12 protein-coding genes and 2 pseudogenes are annotated in these 14,606 nt (G+C 63.6%); 8 read left to right on the top strand and 6 right to left on the bottom strand.

What is annotated here, in order from left to right; all coding sequences use genetic code 11:
- Positions 1–258: pseudogene (locus X803_RS20100) on the top strand (sulfite exporter TauE/SafE family protein); the annotation flags it as partial.
- A gap of 40 nt (positions 259–298) precedes the next feature.
- Here X803_RS20100 and X803_RS0113615 read toward each other — a convergent pair.
- Positions 299–2,179, bottom strand: a complete 1,881-nt coding sequence (locus X803_RS0113615) for a hybrid sensor histidine kinase/response regulator transcription factor (RefSeq protein ID WP_026545552.1) — start codon at positions 2,177–2,179, stop codon at positions 299–301.
- A 185-nt stretch (positions 2,180–2,364) separates the two neighbouring features.
- Here X803_RS0113615 and X803_RS0113610 point away from each other — a divergent pair, with 185 nt between their 5' ends.
- Entirely contained in the window at positions 2,365–3,402 is a 1,038-nt protein-coding gene (locus X803_RS0113610) for an ATP-dependent 6-phosphofructokinase (protein WP_026545551.1), read from the top strand.
- A gap of 65 nt (positions 3,403–3,467) precedes the next feature.
- Here X803_RS0113610 and dhaK read toward each other — a convergent pair whose 3' ends face one another.
- The 4 genes from dhaK to X803_RS0113590 are packed head-to-tail and all read right to left on the bottom strand — an operon-like array spanning position 3,468 to position 6,851.
- Positions 3,468–4,463 (bottom strand): dihydroxyacetone kinase subunit DhaK, encoded by a 996-nt coding sequence (gene dhaK / locus X803_RS0113605; protein WP_026545550.1) that lies wholly within the window; start codon positions 4,461–4,463, stop codon positions 3,468–3,470.
- 48 nt (positions 4,464–4,511) lie between these two features.
- Entirely contained in the window at positions 4,512–5,150 is a 639-nt protein-coding gene (gene dhaL / locus X803_RS0113600; protein ID WP_026545549.1) for a dihydroxyacetone kinase subunit DhaL, read from the bottom strand.
- Positions 5,147–5,986 (bottom strand): HAD-IA family hydrolase, encoded by an 840-nt coding sequence (locus X803_RS20095; RefSeq protein WP_051470765.1) that lies wholly within the window; start codon positions 5,984–5,986, stop codon positions 5,147–5,149. Before X803_RS20095 ends, dhaL begins: the two co-directional genes overlap by 4 nt.
- Before the next feature lies 1 nt (position 5,987).
- Positions 5,988–6,851 (bottom strand): class II fructose-bisphosphate aldolase, encoded by an 864-nt coding sequence (locus tag X803_RS0113590; RefSeq protein ID WP_026545548.1) that lies wholly within the window; start codon positions 6,849–6,851, stop codon positions 5,988–5,990.
- Between the two features lie 163 nt (positions 6,852–7,014).
- On the opposite strand from X803_RS0113590, the gene X803_RS0113585 reads away from it, so the two are divergent.
- Complete coding sequence (locus X803_RS0113585) at positions 7,015–7,434, top strand: GlcG/HbpS family heme-binding protein (RefSeq protein WP_026545547.1); 420 nt, start codon at positions 7,015–7,017, stop codon at positions 7,432–7,434.
- A 146-nt stretch (positions 7,435–7,580) separates the two neighbouring features.
- Here X803_RS0113585 and X803_RS0113580 read toward each other — a convergent pair whose 3' ends face one another.
- The gene (locus tag X803_RS0113580) at positions 7,581–7,865 is read right to left on the bottom strand and encodes a DUF427 domain-containing protein (RefSeq protein ID WP_026545546.1); all 285 of its coding nucleotides are present in this window, start codon (positions 7,863–7,865) and stop codon (positions 7,581–7,583) included.
- Between the two features lie 320 nt (positions 7,866–8,185).
- On the opposite strand from X803_RS0113580, the gene X803_RS0113570 reads away from it, so the two are divergent.
- The 5 genes and pseudogenes from X803_RS0113570 to X803_RS21600 all read left to right on the top strand — a co-directional run.
- A complete protein-coding gene (locus tag X803_RS0113570) occupies positions 8,186–9,823 on the top strand; it encodes an ABC-F family ATP-binding cassette domain-containing protein (RefSeq protein WP_026545545.1) in 1,638 nt (545 codons plus the stop codon).
- Between the two features lie 119 nt (positions 9,824–9,942).
- Entirely contained in the window at positions 9,943–11,139 is a 1,197-nt protein-coding gene (locus X803_RS0113565) for an ATP-binding protein (protein WP_026545544.1), read from the top strand.
- A 90-nt stretch (positions 11,140–11,229) separates the two neighbouring features.
- A pseudogene (locus X803_RS20090) lies at positions 11,230–12,506 on the top strand (cyclopropane-fatty-acyl-phospholipid synthase family protein).
- A 106-nt stretch (positions 12,507–12,612) separates the two neighbouring features.
- Positions 12,613–13,986 (top strand): protein kinase domain-containing protein, encoded by a 1,374-nt coding sequence (locus X803_RS0113555; RefSeq protein ID WP_026545543.1) that lies wholly within the window; start codon positions 12,613–12,615, stop codon positions 13,984–13,986.
- A 255-nt stretch (positions 13,987–14,241) separates the two neighbouring features.
- Positions 14,242–14,606, top strand: a 365-nt coding sequence (locus X803_RS21600) for a DUF3375 family protein (protein WP_035779120.1), incomplete at its 3' end; no start/stop codon positions are given.

Raw genomic sequence — 14,606 nt, 5'->3', positions numbered from 1 at the left:
GGCTCCCTCATCGGCGCCCGCCTCGCCGGCCGCATCCCGGAAGCAGCACTCCGGAAGGGTTTCGGGATCTTTGTTCTCGTCATGGGCGTCTTCGTCCTCGTCCAGGAACTCCCCGCCCCCTGGGGAACCGCCCTCGCCATCACCGCCGGCGTCCTCGCCGTCACCGCAGCAGCCTGCTGGTTCCTCATCCCCCGCTGCCCGCTGCGCACCGGGGGAACGACGGCGGGACGCAGGTCCGCCTCCGCCGCGCCTGCGTGAGGGGCGCCATCGCATTACCGGCTGGATCTTCGCCCGAAGCTCAGGTCCACGACATCGACTCCCCAGTTCGTCCGCTCAGCCCTACCAGCATGGTCCGGTTGCGTGCACCCGTCTTGCGGAGAATAGAGCCCACATGCTTCTCGACCGTCTTGACGGAGATCTGCAGCTCACGGGCAACCTGCTTGTCAGCCATTCCGCGGATAACCATGGAGCAGACCTCCTGTTCACGGGAAGTCAGCTTCTCGGCGTCGTTCTCCGTTGACGAATCAAGGAGCCGATCGAACACTTCCCCTTCCAACAGCGCCTGCCCCTGTCCGGCTGCGACAATGGTTCGCGCGATGGAGTCGCCGTTCGCCCGGCGGTTGATGAAGCCGCGAACACCCGCCTGTTTCGCCGATCGCACCTGGTCCACGGTCGGATTGTCGGTCAGCACTACGACTACTGCTGCGGGATCCAACTCCCGCATCCGCCCGACAAGTCCGGGGTCTGCGTGCACCATGTCGAGGTCCATCAGCACAACGTCGGGCCGCAGCAGTTCGTACGCTTCAAGCATCTGGTCCGGGGAATGAACTTCGGCTCCCACCTGGATGGCCGGTTCAGCGATACCCAGGAGCCTCGCAAGTCCCGCGCTCACCACAGGGGCATCGTGGGCGATAAGGATGCGCCAGCGCGGTTCATGGTCTGCTTCCCTGTCCGGGGTTCTATGCGGAAGCACGGCTTTGATGGTGGTTCCCCAACCCGGAACGCTCTCGATCTGCAGCTTGCCGCCGAGGTGTACGGCCCGCGATGTCATACCGTGCAGGCCAAGACAGCTGGTGGGCAACGCGGAATGGTCACCGTGGGCTGCTGCCGGGTCGAATCCCCTGCCGTTGTCCTCAATGACAAGTGACATGGAGGAGTTATCGTAGATCAGCCCGGCACGTACCGTTGAGGCGCGTGCATGCGTGACCACGTTGTTGAGTGCTTCCTGGACAATCTTGAATGCCTGGTGCTCCACTTCGGGCGTGATGACGGGCTGCTCGCCGATAAGCGTGAGCCGTGTTTCCGCCCCGCTCATGGCTTCAACCCAGGAAAGCTCGGCCCGGATTGCATCCTCAAGCGATCTACCGGCCAACGACGACGGTCCCAGTCCGAGCGCTGTCCGCCGCGTCTCAGCCAATGCATCGTGTGCAACAGTTCTGGCCGTACTGATGTGGACAGACACTTTGCGCAATTCCGAAGCCGGAATTTCCGCAGCGCCTGCCAGAGCCTCTTCTGCACCGTCCAGGTTGAGCAGGAGTGAAGTCAGTGAACGTCCCAGCGTTTCGTGTACATCCCGGACCGCACGTTCCCGTTCCGCAGCGACGGCCGCCTCCCGCTCTCGGGCTGCAGCCTTCGCGTGCAGTTCGTAGTTCGCCAGCGCAATGGCGGCATGATTGGCGAACAGTTCGGCGAGCCGGGCCTCGTCGCGTGTGAAGGTGCGGTCGCTGTCAGGGCTGAAGACGATGAAGGCGCCGACGATCTGCTGATCCCACTGGATGGGGACACCGATTACGGCGCAGTCCCAGCGCGGGTCGCTCGCAGCGATGTGGCCGCGCTCGATCTCCGAATAGGCGCCGAGGACTACGGTGGACCTGCTCCCGACGACCCTGCCGGTAAGCCCCTCGCCGAGTGAAAAGGTCTGGCCCTCCTGGCAACCGACACCGATATCCACCTTCTTGGTGTAGGTGCCCTTCTCCTCATCCACGAGGGCAATGGATCCGGACTGGCAGTGGAGGAGCGATGTAGCGTGTCCGAGGATGCGCTGAAGGAGCGTCTGCAGTTCAAAGCGCCCGGCCAGATCCCGCGCGATCCCCACCATGGAATCCAATTCCTCGGGAACGCCGACCGGCCGAAGGGAACTACCGTAAAACGAGACCGGATTGTGCGCGGCTGTATCCATAACGTCCTCTCTGACGCTCAATCCTTAGGGAACGGAACTACCGCTGCGGGTATTCCCCCATAGCTACGTTCGGGTTAATCCTCATTTTGCATGATTCCCGCCGGTGGTTGTGTTGAAGGTAGGGGAACTCTCCGCCATTTTCCGCAATCACCGTCGAGGAGGAACCACAGGATGCGTGACGCTCAATGACCCGTATCGGCATTTTGACCAGCGGCGGAGACTGCCCGGGACTGAACGCGGTGATTCGCGCATGCGTGCTGCGCGGCAGCCGGGATCACGGACACGAGTTCGTCGGCTTTCTCGACGGTTGGCGCGGACTGGTGGAAGCGGACTTCATCGACCTCGACTGGATGAGCGTGCGAGGCCTCGGGAAGCTTGGCGGGACCATTCTCGGAACGTCACGGACAAGCCCTTTCGGCGAGCGCGGTAAGAGCGGCGGCGTTGCCCACATCAAGGCAAACCTGCGTTCTGCGGGCGTGGATGCCCTGATCGTCATCGGTGGAGAAGGCACACTGACCGCGGCGAGGATACTCAGCGATTCCGGCGTCCAGATCGTCGGCGTGCCCAAAACCATCGACAACGATCTTTCGGCGACAGACTACTCCTTCGGTTTCCATACGGCAGTCGAGATCGCGACCGAGGCGATCGACCGGTTGAAGACCACAGGGGAATCCCACCACCGCTGCATGATCGCAGAGGTCATGGGCCGCAACACAGGCTGGATCGCCCTGTACGCAGGCATCGCCACCAGCGCCCACGCGATCCTCATTCCTGAACAGAGAGCCACCCTGGACCAGATCAGCGAGTGGGTACGGAAGCCTTTCGAACGCGGCCGCACCCCGCTGGTAGTCGTTGCGGAGGGCTTCGTATCGGCCGAGATGGCCCGGCCGCATTCCGAACGGGGGCTCGATGCGTTCAACCGGCCGAGGCTTGGCGGAATTGGCGAACGGCTTGCCCCGATCATCGAGGAACGGACCGGCATCGAAACGCGGTCCACCACCCTCGGGCACATCCAGCGCGGCGGAGCGCCGAGCGGAGCTGACCGTGTCCTCGCTACCCGTCTCGGCCGGGCAGCCGTGGATGCCGCCCATGACGGTGACTGGGGCACCATGGTCGCCAGCCGGGGAACTGACATTGTGCGGGTCAGCCTGGAAGAGTCAGTCGGGCGCCTCAAGACGGTTCCGCAGGAACGCTACGACGAAGCCTCGTTTCTCTTCGGATAGTGGGCCGGAAACAGCAGAGCCCGTCCGGTGGGGGTTGGACGGGCTCTGCTGTGGCTTTCAGCTGATCAGAACACGCGGATGGGGATCTCCGCGGGATCATTCAGGAGCTGCTCGATTTCGTCGTCGAGCTGGACCAGGGTGATGGAAGCGCCGGCCATGTCCAGGGAAGTGCAGTATTCACCAACATAGCTGCGGCCAACCGTGATGCCCTGTTCCGCGAGGCGCTTGTGGGCCTGTCCGTAGAGCAGGTAGAGCTCGCTGATCGGAGTTCCGCCGAGGCCGTTGACCATGAGAGCCACCCGGTCACCGTCTCCGAACGGGAGATCCTTGACGACCGGGTCAAGCAGTTCATCCACGATCTCGTTGGCCGGCATCATCTTGGCACGCCGGCGGCCGGGCTCACCGTGGATTCCGACGCCCATCTCGATCTCATCCTCGCCGAGTTCGAAGAGCGGGCTGCCCTTCGCCGGAGGGGTGCACGCAGTCAGTGCTACCCCCATGGTGCGGGTTACGGAGTTGACCTTCTCACCGATGCGGATGACCTCGTCGAGATCTGCTCCACGCTCCGCTGCGGCCGCGACGGCCTTGATGACGAAGAAGTTTCCTGCCACGCCGCGGCGACCGATCGTGTAGGTGGAATCCTCCACCGAGACGTCGTCATTGATGAAAAGGGTCTTGACGTTGATGCCTTCGGCGGCGGACATCTCCTGGGCCATTTCAAAGACCATCTTGTCGCCGGTGTAGTTATTGACCAGCAGCAGCACGCCCTTGGGCGAGGCGAGCATCTTGGTGGTCTCATACACGTAGTCAAACGGCGGTGCGGCGAAGACATCACCGGGGCACGCGGCATCGAGCATTCCCTTCCCGACGATCATGACGTGCGCGGGTTCGTGGCCGGAGCCGGAGCCCTGGACAATCGAGACCTTGTTCTCATCCGGGCCGTCCGCCCGCATGATGAGGTTGTATTCCGGGACGTACTTCAGGGTGTCCGGATTGGCCAGTGCAAGGCCTTCGAGCATCTCCGGGACAAACTGCTGCGGGTCATTGACGAACTTTTTCATGGGTACTCCACATCGTTGTGATGATTGATGAAAGGTGGACGAGAAGACTCAGCGGTTGGGCCATTCCGCAACGATGCGTTCGATAATGATCGCGACCGCCACGGCACCGGCGTCCGGTGAGCCGATGCTGCGCTCACCGCTGTAGCTGGCGCGGCCGCGCTTGGCTTCCAGGGTGCTGGTGGCGTCGGCGCATTCGCGAGCCGTCTTGGCGAAAGCTTCGCGCGCTTCCCCGGCACCTGCACCGGACTGGATCTGGCGCTCAAGCTCATCGGTGGCGGGGATCAGTGCATCCAGCAGCGTCTTGTCACCCAGGTCCGCGTTGCCACGCGCCTTGATTCCGTCGGTAGCGGCCCGCAGCATGGCCACGGCGGCGGTGCCGTCGACGGTTTCGTGGTTCTTCGCGGTCATGGACGCACGGAGGAAAGCTGTGCCCCACAGCGGGCCTGACGTTCCGCCGATCCGGCTGGAAATGGCCACCGCGACTTGCTGCAGGAAGGTAGCGACGTCATCACGCTTGAACGTTTCCCAGTCCGCGAGGACTTTCTCGAATCCGCGGGCGAGCGAGTAGCCGAGGTCACCGTCACCGACGACGGCGTCAAGGTCGCCGAATTCCTTCTCCCTGTCCACCGCCGTGCGGGCAAGTGTTCGGACAACGAATTCGACGTCGGCGAGATCTGTGGCGGTCATGATTTCTCCGGTGATATGGAAGCGGACGAGGATGAACGGAAAACGGGTTCTGGAGCTGGAGGGCGATCGCGACGCAGGACTTCCTGCAGCACGGCCAAAGACACGGAACCGGGCACATCGATGCCGAGCGGATTCTGCAGGACCTCGGCCGGCTCATCGTTTTCCGGGTCTCCCAGGGAGGAAACAACAAGCGATGCGCCGCTGAAGTCCTCTTCTCTCGTGTAACCGCTGACCGTGACTACGGTCCGCAGACCGGCCCCGAGCGCGGCGAGCATGCCGTTGCGGCTGTCTTCAATGACGACGGCGTCGTCAGGGTCCAGTTCAAGATCGCGGAGGGCAACCAGGTAGATGTCCGGCGCGGGTTTCTTGTGCGGCACGATGTCGCCGGCGAAGACCGAGAATTGTGCTGCCAGCTCCGTGCCGACCGCATGGCCGAGCACGGCCCTGACGGCTGGTTCCGCGGATGTGGAGGCAACAGCAAGGGTCCAGCCGGCGTGGTGCGCTTCCGCTACGATCCGGGCGATGCCGTGCCGGCCCGGCATTGCTCCGCTTTCCACCAGGCCCTTATAGATCTCGGTTTTTCGCTTGTGCCAGGCGAGAATCGCATCACTCACTGCAGCGTCGTCGTTCAGTCCCAGCGAAGCAGCCAGCTCCTCGGTGAGGATGCTCCGCATCCTCTCCTTGCCGCCGCCGATTTTCACCTTCTCGGCGTACTCTTCGGAGCTCCACTGGACGGGAACCTTGAAGTCGATGAACGTCTGGTTGAAGGCCGGCAGGTGGCCGTGCTGTTCTGTGTCCGCGAGTACGCCGTCGCAGTCGAAGATGAGTGCGGGCATGCTAGTTGCCTGCCTTCCCGGCGCTGCCGAACTGGTCCGCCAGCTGCGTAACCATCGTGATGACGTCGCTCCGGGTGTGCTTGAACAGCGACGGCGGATCCCACTTGTTGTTCTGCTCGGCCTGCTTGAGGAAAGCAAGCGAGGACTGCATGTACGTTTCTTTGAGCGCTGTAGAAATGTTCACCTTGGCGCAGCCGCGGGAAATGAGGTCGGCGAACTGTTCGCTGCTGAGCCCGCTTCCGCCATGCAGCGCGATGGGAATGCTACGGGCCTCGACGATCTGGGTGACGCGGTCGACGTCGAGCACGGGAGCGGCCTTGTAGGAGCCGTGTGCGTTGCCGATCGACGGCGCGAAAACGTCGATGCCGGTCGCGTCGATGAACGCGAGAGCGGTTTCCAGGCTCTGCTGTTCGGAAACGTCGTCCGACCCGTGATCGTCCTCGACGCCGGTAATGGACTCGATTTCGCCTTCAACCTGCGCACCGTAGCTGCGCGCTTCAGCAACCACCTCGATGGTCTGGCGCTGGTTTTCCTCGACCGGCAACTCGGACGCATCAAAAAGAACCGAGTTCCAGCCGGCCTTGAGGCACTCGGTGACAACGTCACGGTCCGGGCAGTGGTCCAGGTGAAGGGTCACCGGCACCTCGATGCCCCGGGTCAATGACTGCCACATGTCGAACAGCACGCGGGAACCGATGCTGCGCACCGTTTTGACCGACGTCTGCAGAATGACAGGTGATCTGGCATCCACGGCACCGGCAAGAACCGCTTCCATGGTCAGATCATTGAAAATGTTGATTGCCGGTACGCCGTAGCGGGCATCGAACGCGGGATCGAGAATGTCTTTCAGGGGAACAACGCCCACAACACATACCTCCTGAGTAGGTTTCCCACCACAGTAGGGCGGCGCACGGCGAGCCGGAATGGGGGGTTACCCACCCCCCGGATTGAGGGTAATCACCACCTCGTCAGGTGCACCGTTGCCGTGCTTAGGTTGCTCAATCATCCCCTACCGACAGGACCCTCCCATGGCAGCTGGAACCGTGCTTGAGACAGTCACCGCCGAGGAAGCGCGCCGCGTCATCGACGCCGCGGCCGCCAAAGCAACCGAGATCGGGCAGCCGATGGACATCGCCGTCGTCGACGCCGGCGGCAATCTGAAGGCGCATGTCCGTATGGATGGAGCCAACATCGGCAGCATCACCATTGCCATCAACAAGGCGTACACCGCCATCGCCTTCCAGTGCGAGACCGGTGATCTTCAGGAACTCACCCGGCCGGAGGGGCCGATCTATGGGCTGAACGACGCGCACGGTGGACGCCTCGTTGTCTTCCCCGGCGGCATTCCGCTGGTACGCGAGGGGAGCATCGTCGGCGCGATCGGCGTCTCGACCGGCACGATCGAACAGGACCAGGAAGTCGCTGAGGCGGGAGTCGCTGCGTTCTAGGCGGTTTCAGGGCCTCCGGCAGAGGATCACCAGCGCGCGGGACGGGTTGCGTGACCCTTCACGCCGGGTATGGCGAGGATCGTAGGACACCGGTCGGGGGCTTCGAAAGCGGCAGTTTTCGCAACTCCGCCGCCCAGAGACAAAAGTCAGCCCTCGACGGTGACACCCCGCCAGAACGCCACCCGGTCCTTGATGGGCATAGCCCGGGGCTTGGGATCGGGATAGAACCATGCAGCGTCCTCGTTTTGCTGGCCATTCACGTCGAGAGTGAGATAGCTGGCTTTCCCCTTCCATGGGCAGGTCGAATGCATATCGCTGCCCTTCACGTACTCATCGTTGACCGATTCCCTCGGGAAGTAGCTGTTTCCTTCAACCACCACGATGTCGTCCGACTCAGCTATGACTGCACCATTCCAGATTGCCCGTGCCATGCGTATTACCCTTCCGGTTCTGCTTCCTGTGATTCTCAGGAACTGTAGCCTCGCCCCCCACCCGGGCACAGTGTGCTGGATTACAGATATTCAACGGTCGGAGACCGGAATTCCCTCCCCTTGCGTGCACCAGGTTGCTGAACCCTCCGTGCAGCGGTCCTACCGTGAGTTCACAGTTCACTACTCACGGGAGGAAACGGCGATCATGAGTGTGCCGGGCCACCTGATCCAAGGCCCCATCCTCGGCCTCGTTGCCGCGGGCGTGCTTCGCAGGAGCACCTGAACCGGAACCCCGACCGGCGGGCTCCTACACTGAATCAATGACTGCAACCCTCGTGGCCAAGGCGCTTTCCGGCGGCCACGCCCACCGCACCCTCTTTTCCAACCTCGACCTGACCGTCACGCAGGGCGACGTCGTCGGAGTGGTGGGAGCCAACGGTGCCGGCAAGTCCACGCTGCTGCGGTTGCTCGCCGGCGTCGACGAACCACTCGCCGGGACCGTGATGTGCGCACCGAAGGACGCCTTTGTCGGCTGGCTCCCCCAGGAACATGAGCGGACACCCGGCGAAACCGTGGAACAGTACATCGCCCGCCGTACCGGAGCCACCGCCGCCACTGAGGCGATGGAGAAAGCCGCCGAGGAGCTCGGCGCGGAGATCAAAGGCGCCGACGACCGCTACGCCGCGGCCCTGGAACACTGGCTCGCCTCGGGCGCCGCGGACCTGGAGGACCGGCTCCCCGCTGTACTGGCCGACGTCGCACCCGGTGTTGCCCAGGACGCCCTTGTGACCGGACTGTCCGGCGGTCAGCTCGCCAGGGTTGCCCTCGCCGCGCTGCTGCTCAGCCGGTTCGACGTCGTCCTCCTCGACGAGCCCACCAATGACCTGGACCTCGACGGACTGGCCCGGCTGGAAGCGTTCATGCGCAATCTGCGCGGCGGCGCGGTGCTGGTCTCCCATGACCGCGAGTTCCTCGCCCGCTGCGTCACCACGGTGGTGGAACTGGACCTGGCCCAGAACCAGGTAGCCGTGTACGACGGCGGTTACGATGCCTACCTCGAAGAACGAGCCGTCGCGAAACGGCACGCCCGCGAGGCGTACGAGGAGTACGCGGACAAGAAACAGGACCTCGTCTCGCGTGCCCGCACCCAGCGCGAATGGAGTTCGCAGGGCGTCCGCAACGCGATGAAGAAGAGCCCGGACAATGACAAGATCCGCCGCCGTGCCAGCATGGAGTCCTCGGAGAAGCAGGCACAGAAAGTCCGCCAGATGGAGTCCCGCATTGCCCGCCTTGACGAGGTGGAGGAGCCCCGGAAGGAGTGGCAGCTGCAGTTCAGCATCGGCTCCGCACCGCGCTCAAGCTCAGTGGTGGCAACCCTGAACGCGGCCGTCGCCCGGCAGGGCAGCTTCACGCTCGGACCGGTATCGCTCCAGCTCAATGCCGGTGAGCGCGTGGGCATCACCGGCCCCAACGGCGCCGGCAAATCCACCCTGCTGCGCCTGCTGCTGGGACATCAGAAGCCCGACGACGGCGCAGCTTCGCTGGGTGCCAACGTCGCCGTCGGCGAGATCGACCAGGCCCGCGGACAGCTCGCGGAGGATCAGACCCTTGCGGCAGCGTTCGAGGCGGCCGTGCCGGAGCTCGCGCAGGCGGAGGTCCGCACGCTCCTGGCCAAGTTCGGCCTCAAGGCGGCTCAGACGGGCGCCCGTGTGGGCATGCTTTCCCCCGGCGAGCGCACCCGGGCCGGGCTGGCACTCCTGCAGGCCCGCGGGGTGAACCTCCTGGTGCTCGACGAACCCACCAACCACCTCGACCTGCCTGCGATCGAGCAGCTCGAGGAGGCGCTTGAGGACTACACCGGCGCGCTCCTGCTGGTCACCCACGACCGCCGGATGCTCGAGAACGTCCGGCTGGATGCGCGGTGGGAGGTCGACGCCGGTCAGGTGACGGTGAAGTAGCCACGCAGGGCAACAACAGGAAGCCTGCGTCTGCGGGTTGAAGGCGCACATCGTTTGCCTTGTAAGGACCTCTATAAGCGTATAACTTTTTCTTTACACGCTTATAGAGAGAGTTAGATATGCTGCAACGAAGCGCAAACCCGTTCCGTCCCGGAGCAGGACGGGTCCCGCCAGAGCTCGCTGGCCGTGATGACATCGTCAGCGAAGTCACCGGCCTGATGAACCAGGTGCTGGACTCCTCCGAGGGCGAGCGACCAGTGATCATCTCTGGGCTGAGAGGGGTCGGCAAGACGGTGCTGCTTAATGACTTTGTGCGTCGGGCCCACGAGTCGCCGCGATGGATTGCCATCAAGTTGGAGGCAACGGCTGGTCGCAGCCTGAGCCAGATGATTGCGCTGGAGCTACATACCGAGTTGCGGAAGCTGATGACCACCGGAGAGCACGTTCGGGAAGCCTTCGCAAAAGCGCTCCGCGTCTTTCGTTCTTTCCAACTGAAAGTCGATCCTGCAGGAACATACAGTTTCGGTTTCGACGTCGAGCCTGAGCCAGGTGTCGCAGACACAGGGGATCTCGAACGGGACATACGCGAGCTCTTTGAGGAGATAGGGCTGGCAGCGCGTTCTATCGACTCTGGCGTTCTGATTGCAATCGACGAGCTGCAGGAAGCTCCGACATCCGACCTTAACGCTCTCAATGTCGCGCTGCACATCCTCGGTCAGTCTGCATGGCCTGTACCGCTCATCTTCATCGGCACAGGCCTGCCGTCTCTTCCCGCCGTCCTCGCAGATGCGACCAGCTACGCGGAACGACTGTATGACTATCGATCGTTGGATTTGCTGGGCGATGACGAGACGAAGAAAGCATTGGTGCATCCAGCCGAGCAGCGTAGCGTCTCGTGGGATCCAACCGCACTCGAATTGGCCGTCCGAACCTCTGGTGGCTACCCATATTTCGTACAGGCATGCGGTAAGCACGTCTGGGACGTGCGTGCGGAAGTTGATCACATTGCCGTCGAAGATGCGGAGATTGGCGCTGCAAAGGCGCGCGAGGAGGTGGACAGAGGCTTGTATCAGTCACGTTGGGAACGAGCGACGCCAGCGCAGCGGGAAGTTATGAAAGCAATGGCTGAAGACGCCGACAATCCATCGGCAATTCAAGACCTCGTTGTCCGTACTGGGAAAGTCCGCACGAGCGACCTCTCAGTCTCACGCCGGGAACTTATCAAGAACGGCCACATTTACGCTCCCGACCGTGGATTTGTGGCCTTTACGGTGCCGGGCATGGCCGACTTCATTCAACGCAAGGTCCTTGAGTAGCCAGCGGGTATTGGGAGACCGGCCCACTCAGCGGCCGACGTTGAACCATGCCCTCTGGCTCCCGCACCCGAGTCGTAGTAGACAAGAAGCATGGCGAAGAAAAAGGGAGCGGCACCACGTTTGGCCGAGGCGCTGGCCATCATCCTCGGCACCGAAGAGATCCCGCTGCGGCTGCAGGCCTGGGACGGATCCGAGGCCGGGCCGGTCAACGCACCGGTGATCGAGTTCCGGTCCCGGCGCGGGTTGCGGCGGATGCTGTGGTCACCGAACCAGCTGGGCCTGAGCCGCGCCTACGTGGCCGGTGACATCGACGACGACGGCGATCTCTTCGAAAGCTTCTCCGTGCTCAGCTCCGTCGGCAAGTTCGCCGAAGTGAAGGCGTTCCGCCCGCCCACGCTCCGAGAGCGCTGGCGGCTGCTCAGGACGGCCGTCCGGGTGGGGGCCGTGGGACTGCCGATCGCTCCCCCGCCCGAGGAAATGGACGTCACCAAGACCGGGCGGCTGCACTCGAAGAAGCGCGACTCCGCAGCAATCTCCCACCATTACGACGTCGGCAACGACTTTTACCGGCTCGTCCTCGGTCCGTCGATGGTCTACTCCTGCGCGGTCTGGGAGGACGAGGACACCGGCCTGGACGCTGCCCAGGAAGCAAAGCTCGATCTGGTCTGCCGCAAGCTCGGCCTGAAGGAGGGCATGCGGGTGCTGGACGTGGGCTGCGGCTGGGGCAGTTTCGCGCTGCATGCGGCGCAGAACTACGGAGTCGACGTCGTCGGGATCACCCTGTCGAAGGAACAGGCGGCGCTCGCCCGGAAGCGGGCGGCCGACGTCGGGCTTTCCGACCGGATCGAAATCCGGGTACAGGACTACCGCGACATCAGCGACGGCCCGTTCGACGCGATCAGCTCCATCGGCATGGCCGAGCACGTGGGGAAAGAGCAGATCGGTAACTACGCCGCGAAGTTGAATAGCCTGCTCCGCCCGGGCGGCCGACTGCTCAACCACGCGATCTCGTGGAACGCCGGCGAGATGCCGCCGGATCCTGACTCGTTCATCCCCCGCTACGTTTCCCTGACGGCGAGATGCTCAGCCTCACGGTCATGCTGGGAGCGCTGGAATCGGCGGGGATGGAAGTGCTCGACGTCGAAGCGCTGCGCCGACACTATGGCCTCACCCTCCGTGCCTGGGTGCACAACCTGGAGGAGAACTGGGATGAGGCGGTGCGGCTCACCAGCGAGGGCCGCGCGCGAGTGTGGCGGTTGTACATGGCGTCGAGTGCGCTCGGGTTTGAGCGCGGGCTGAACGGCGTGAACCAGATCCTGGTGCAGCGTCCCGGTGGAGAGGAACCGCCGCTACGGCGCAATTTCTAGGTATGTTCGGATCGCTAGGTCCCGGTAGAATCGACGTGGCCGAAACGTACCACCGATGCATTCCCCATCCGTCGCCCAGTGAACCGTTCAGCCAGGAAGGTAGATCATGGTCGAGGCGGCCACCGACAGCATTACCGGGGTGTATCTCGGCGGAAGATACCGCTTGCTCGAACGGATCGGATCCGGGGCGAAAGGCACGGTGTACCGGGCGCGGGACGAGTTCCTGAAACGCGATGTGGCGATCAAACTCATCCCCACCGATGTCCTGAACGAAGATCAGCAGCGGCGCAATGACGACGAGGTCAAGGTCCTGGCGCGGCTGAACCATCACAGCCTGGTCGCGTTGCTGGACGCGGGCTCCGATCTCAGTGAACCGGCCTCTCCCCGGGTCTACCTGGTCATGGAACTGGTTCAGGGCCCGGATCTGCGGCACCGCCTTCGGGAGGGAACCCTCGCGTTGCGTCAGACCGCGCAGATCGGGTGCGACGTCGCCGAAGGCTTGGACTACATCCATCGCCGGTCTGTGGTCCACCGTGACGTCAAGCCCGCCAATGTCATGCTCTTCGACTACGGCACCGAGGACGCCCGGATGCGCGCCAAGCTGACGGACTTCGGCGTCGCTGCCCTGGCCGGCACCAAGAGCGACGACGCCAATTCCCTGACCGGGACCATCGCCTACATGAGTCCGGAGCAGGTCAGGGGCGAGCCCATCGGACCCGCCAGCGATGTGTACTCGCTGGGCCTCGTACTGCTGCAGTGCATCACCGGAAAGCTCGAGTTTCCGGGCCCGGCGGTGGAGAGCGCCGTCGTCCGGCTCTTTCGCGGGCCGAAAATCCCGGCAGACCTGCACCCGGTGTGGTCAGCGCTGCTCACCGCCATGACCTCCACTGATCCGGCCGGGAGACCATCCGCCCGGGAAGTCGCCATGGCGCTGCACGAGCAGGCCGTAGCCGGCCGCTCGCGGCACAAGTTGGAGGATTCGCTGCTGCCGGACAACGAAGAGGAGCGGCTGGCTGCAGTGCGCCGCTATGACATCCTCGACACCCCTCCGGACGGGGCGTTTGACCGGGTTACGTCCCTTGCCGCGCGAATATTCTCCGTGCCGACGGCGATTGTCAGCATCGTGGACCACGACCGCATCTGGTTCAAGTCCCATCACGGGACGGACGTAGAACAACTAGACCGGGATCCTGGGCTGTGTGCCTCGGCCATTCTCCAGAACGACCCCTGGATCATTGAGGATGCCATGATCGATCCGCGGGCGCTGTCCAATCCACTGGTGGCCGGCGAGTACGGGCTGAAGTTCTACGCGGGGGTTCCGCTGCGCACCCGGGACGGCTTCAACCTGGGGACGCTCTGTATCCTCGACACGGAGTCCCGCCAGTTCACTGCGGACGAGACGCGGATCCTCGAGGATCTGGCAGCCATTGTGATGAACGACCTGGAACTCCGGCTGGAAGCCCGCACCACGCGAGACTAATGTCCTGCCGAGCGGACAAAAGGAAAGCCCCTCGAGAGGGGCTTTCATCCGGTTGGATTGTTGATGATCGGTATTCGTCAGCGGTGATGCACTCCTCCTCTCCGGACGCCGTAAGCGCCCCTGCAGGTTTCTTCACCTGGAACTCTAATAAACGTCTCCGTGTGGAGTCCAGAGATTTATTGGAACTTTTTCGGATGTTGCGGGGCGCTGGCACCGGGACGCCTGCTGGGGGTACCGGCATGTACCTTAGACGACGTGAGTACGCTCAGCACTGCCTACGCCGCCGACCGCCTGGCGAAGGAAAGCCCTGCCTGGTCGCTGCTGCGCGGACGGAACGCATCAGCCGCCGTCGCACTCCTGGGAACCCACCTGGGCGGCGAGGAGCGGCGCCGGCCCGCGCCGGAGCTCTTTGAGCTCATCGACGCGGACCTCCAGGAGCTGCGCGACCATGGCTTCGAGCTTCCGCAGACGGCGCAGGCGTACTGCTCGGAGTGGCGCAACGAGGGCATCCTCATCCGCCGGGTTTCGGAGGAGGCTCGGGGTGAAACCTTTGAGTTGTCCCCCGGCGCGCTCATGGCCATCCAGTTTGTCACCCAGCTCGCCGAGCCGCGCCAGGCGGT

The organism is Arthrobacter sp. 35/47 (assembly GCF_000520475.1).
GTDB lineage: Bacteria > Actinomycetota > Actinomycetes > Actinomycetales > Micrococcaceae > Arthrobacter_D > Arthrobacter_D subterraneus.
Note: the sequence above shows the minus strand (reverse complement) of the source record. Positions and strands in the feature narration are given on the sequence as shown.

What these genes read in the sequence shown, in the direction of transcription:
- X803_RS0113615 (WP_026545552.1), bottom strand. Translation starts at nt 2,179, where the DNA reads ATGGATACAGCCGCGCACAATCCGGTCTCGTTTTACGGTAGTTCCCTT.
- X803_RS0113610 (WP_026545551.1), top strand. Translation starts at nt 2,365, where the DNA reads ATGACCCGTATCGGCATTTTGACCAGCGGCGGAGACTGCCCGGGACTG.
- dhaK (WP_026545550.1), bottom strand. Translation starts at nt 4,463, where the DNA reads ATGAAAAAGTTCGTCAATGACCCGCAGCAGTTTGTCCCGGAGATGCTC.
- dhaL (WP_026545549.1), bottom strand. Translation starts at nt 5,150, where the DNA reads ATGACCGCCACAGATCTCGCCGACGTCGAATTCGTTGTCCGAACACTT.
- X803_RS20095 (WP_051470765.1), bottom strand. Translation starts at nt 5,986, where the DNA reads ATGCCCGCACTCATCTTCGACTGCGACGGCGTACTCGCGGACACAGAA.
- X803_RS0113585 (WP_026545547.1), top strand. Translation starts at nt 7,015, where the DNA reads ATGGCAGCTGGAACCGTGCTTGAGACAGTCACCGCCGAGGAAGCGCGC.
- X803_RS0113580 (WP_026545546.1), bottom strand. Translation starts at nt 7,865, where the DNA reads ATGGCACGGGCAATCTGGAATGGTGCAGTCATAGCTGAGTCGGACGAC.
- X803_RS0113570 (WP_026545545.1), top strand. Translation starts at nt 8,186, where the DNA reads ATGACTGCAACCCTCGTGGCCAAGGCGCTTTCCGGCGGCCACGCCCAC.
- X803_RS0113565 (WP_026545544.1), top strand. Translation starts at nt 9,943, where the DNA reads ATGCTGCAACGAAGCGCAAACCCGTTCCGTCCCGGAGCAGGACGGGTC.
- X803_RS0113555 (WP_026545543.1), top strand. Translation starts at nt 12,613, where the DNA reads ATGGTCGAGGCGGCCACCGACAGCATTACCGGGGTGTATCTCGGCGGA.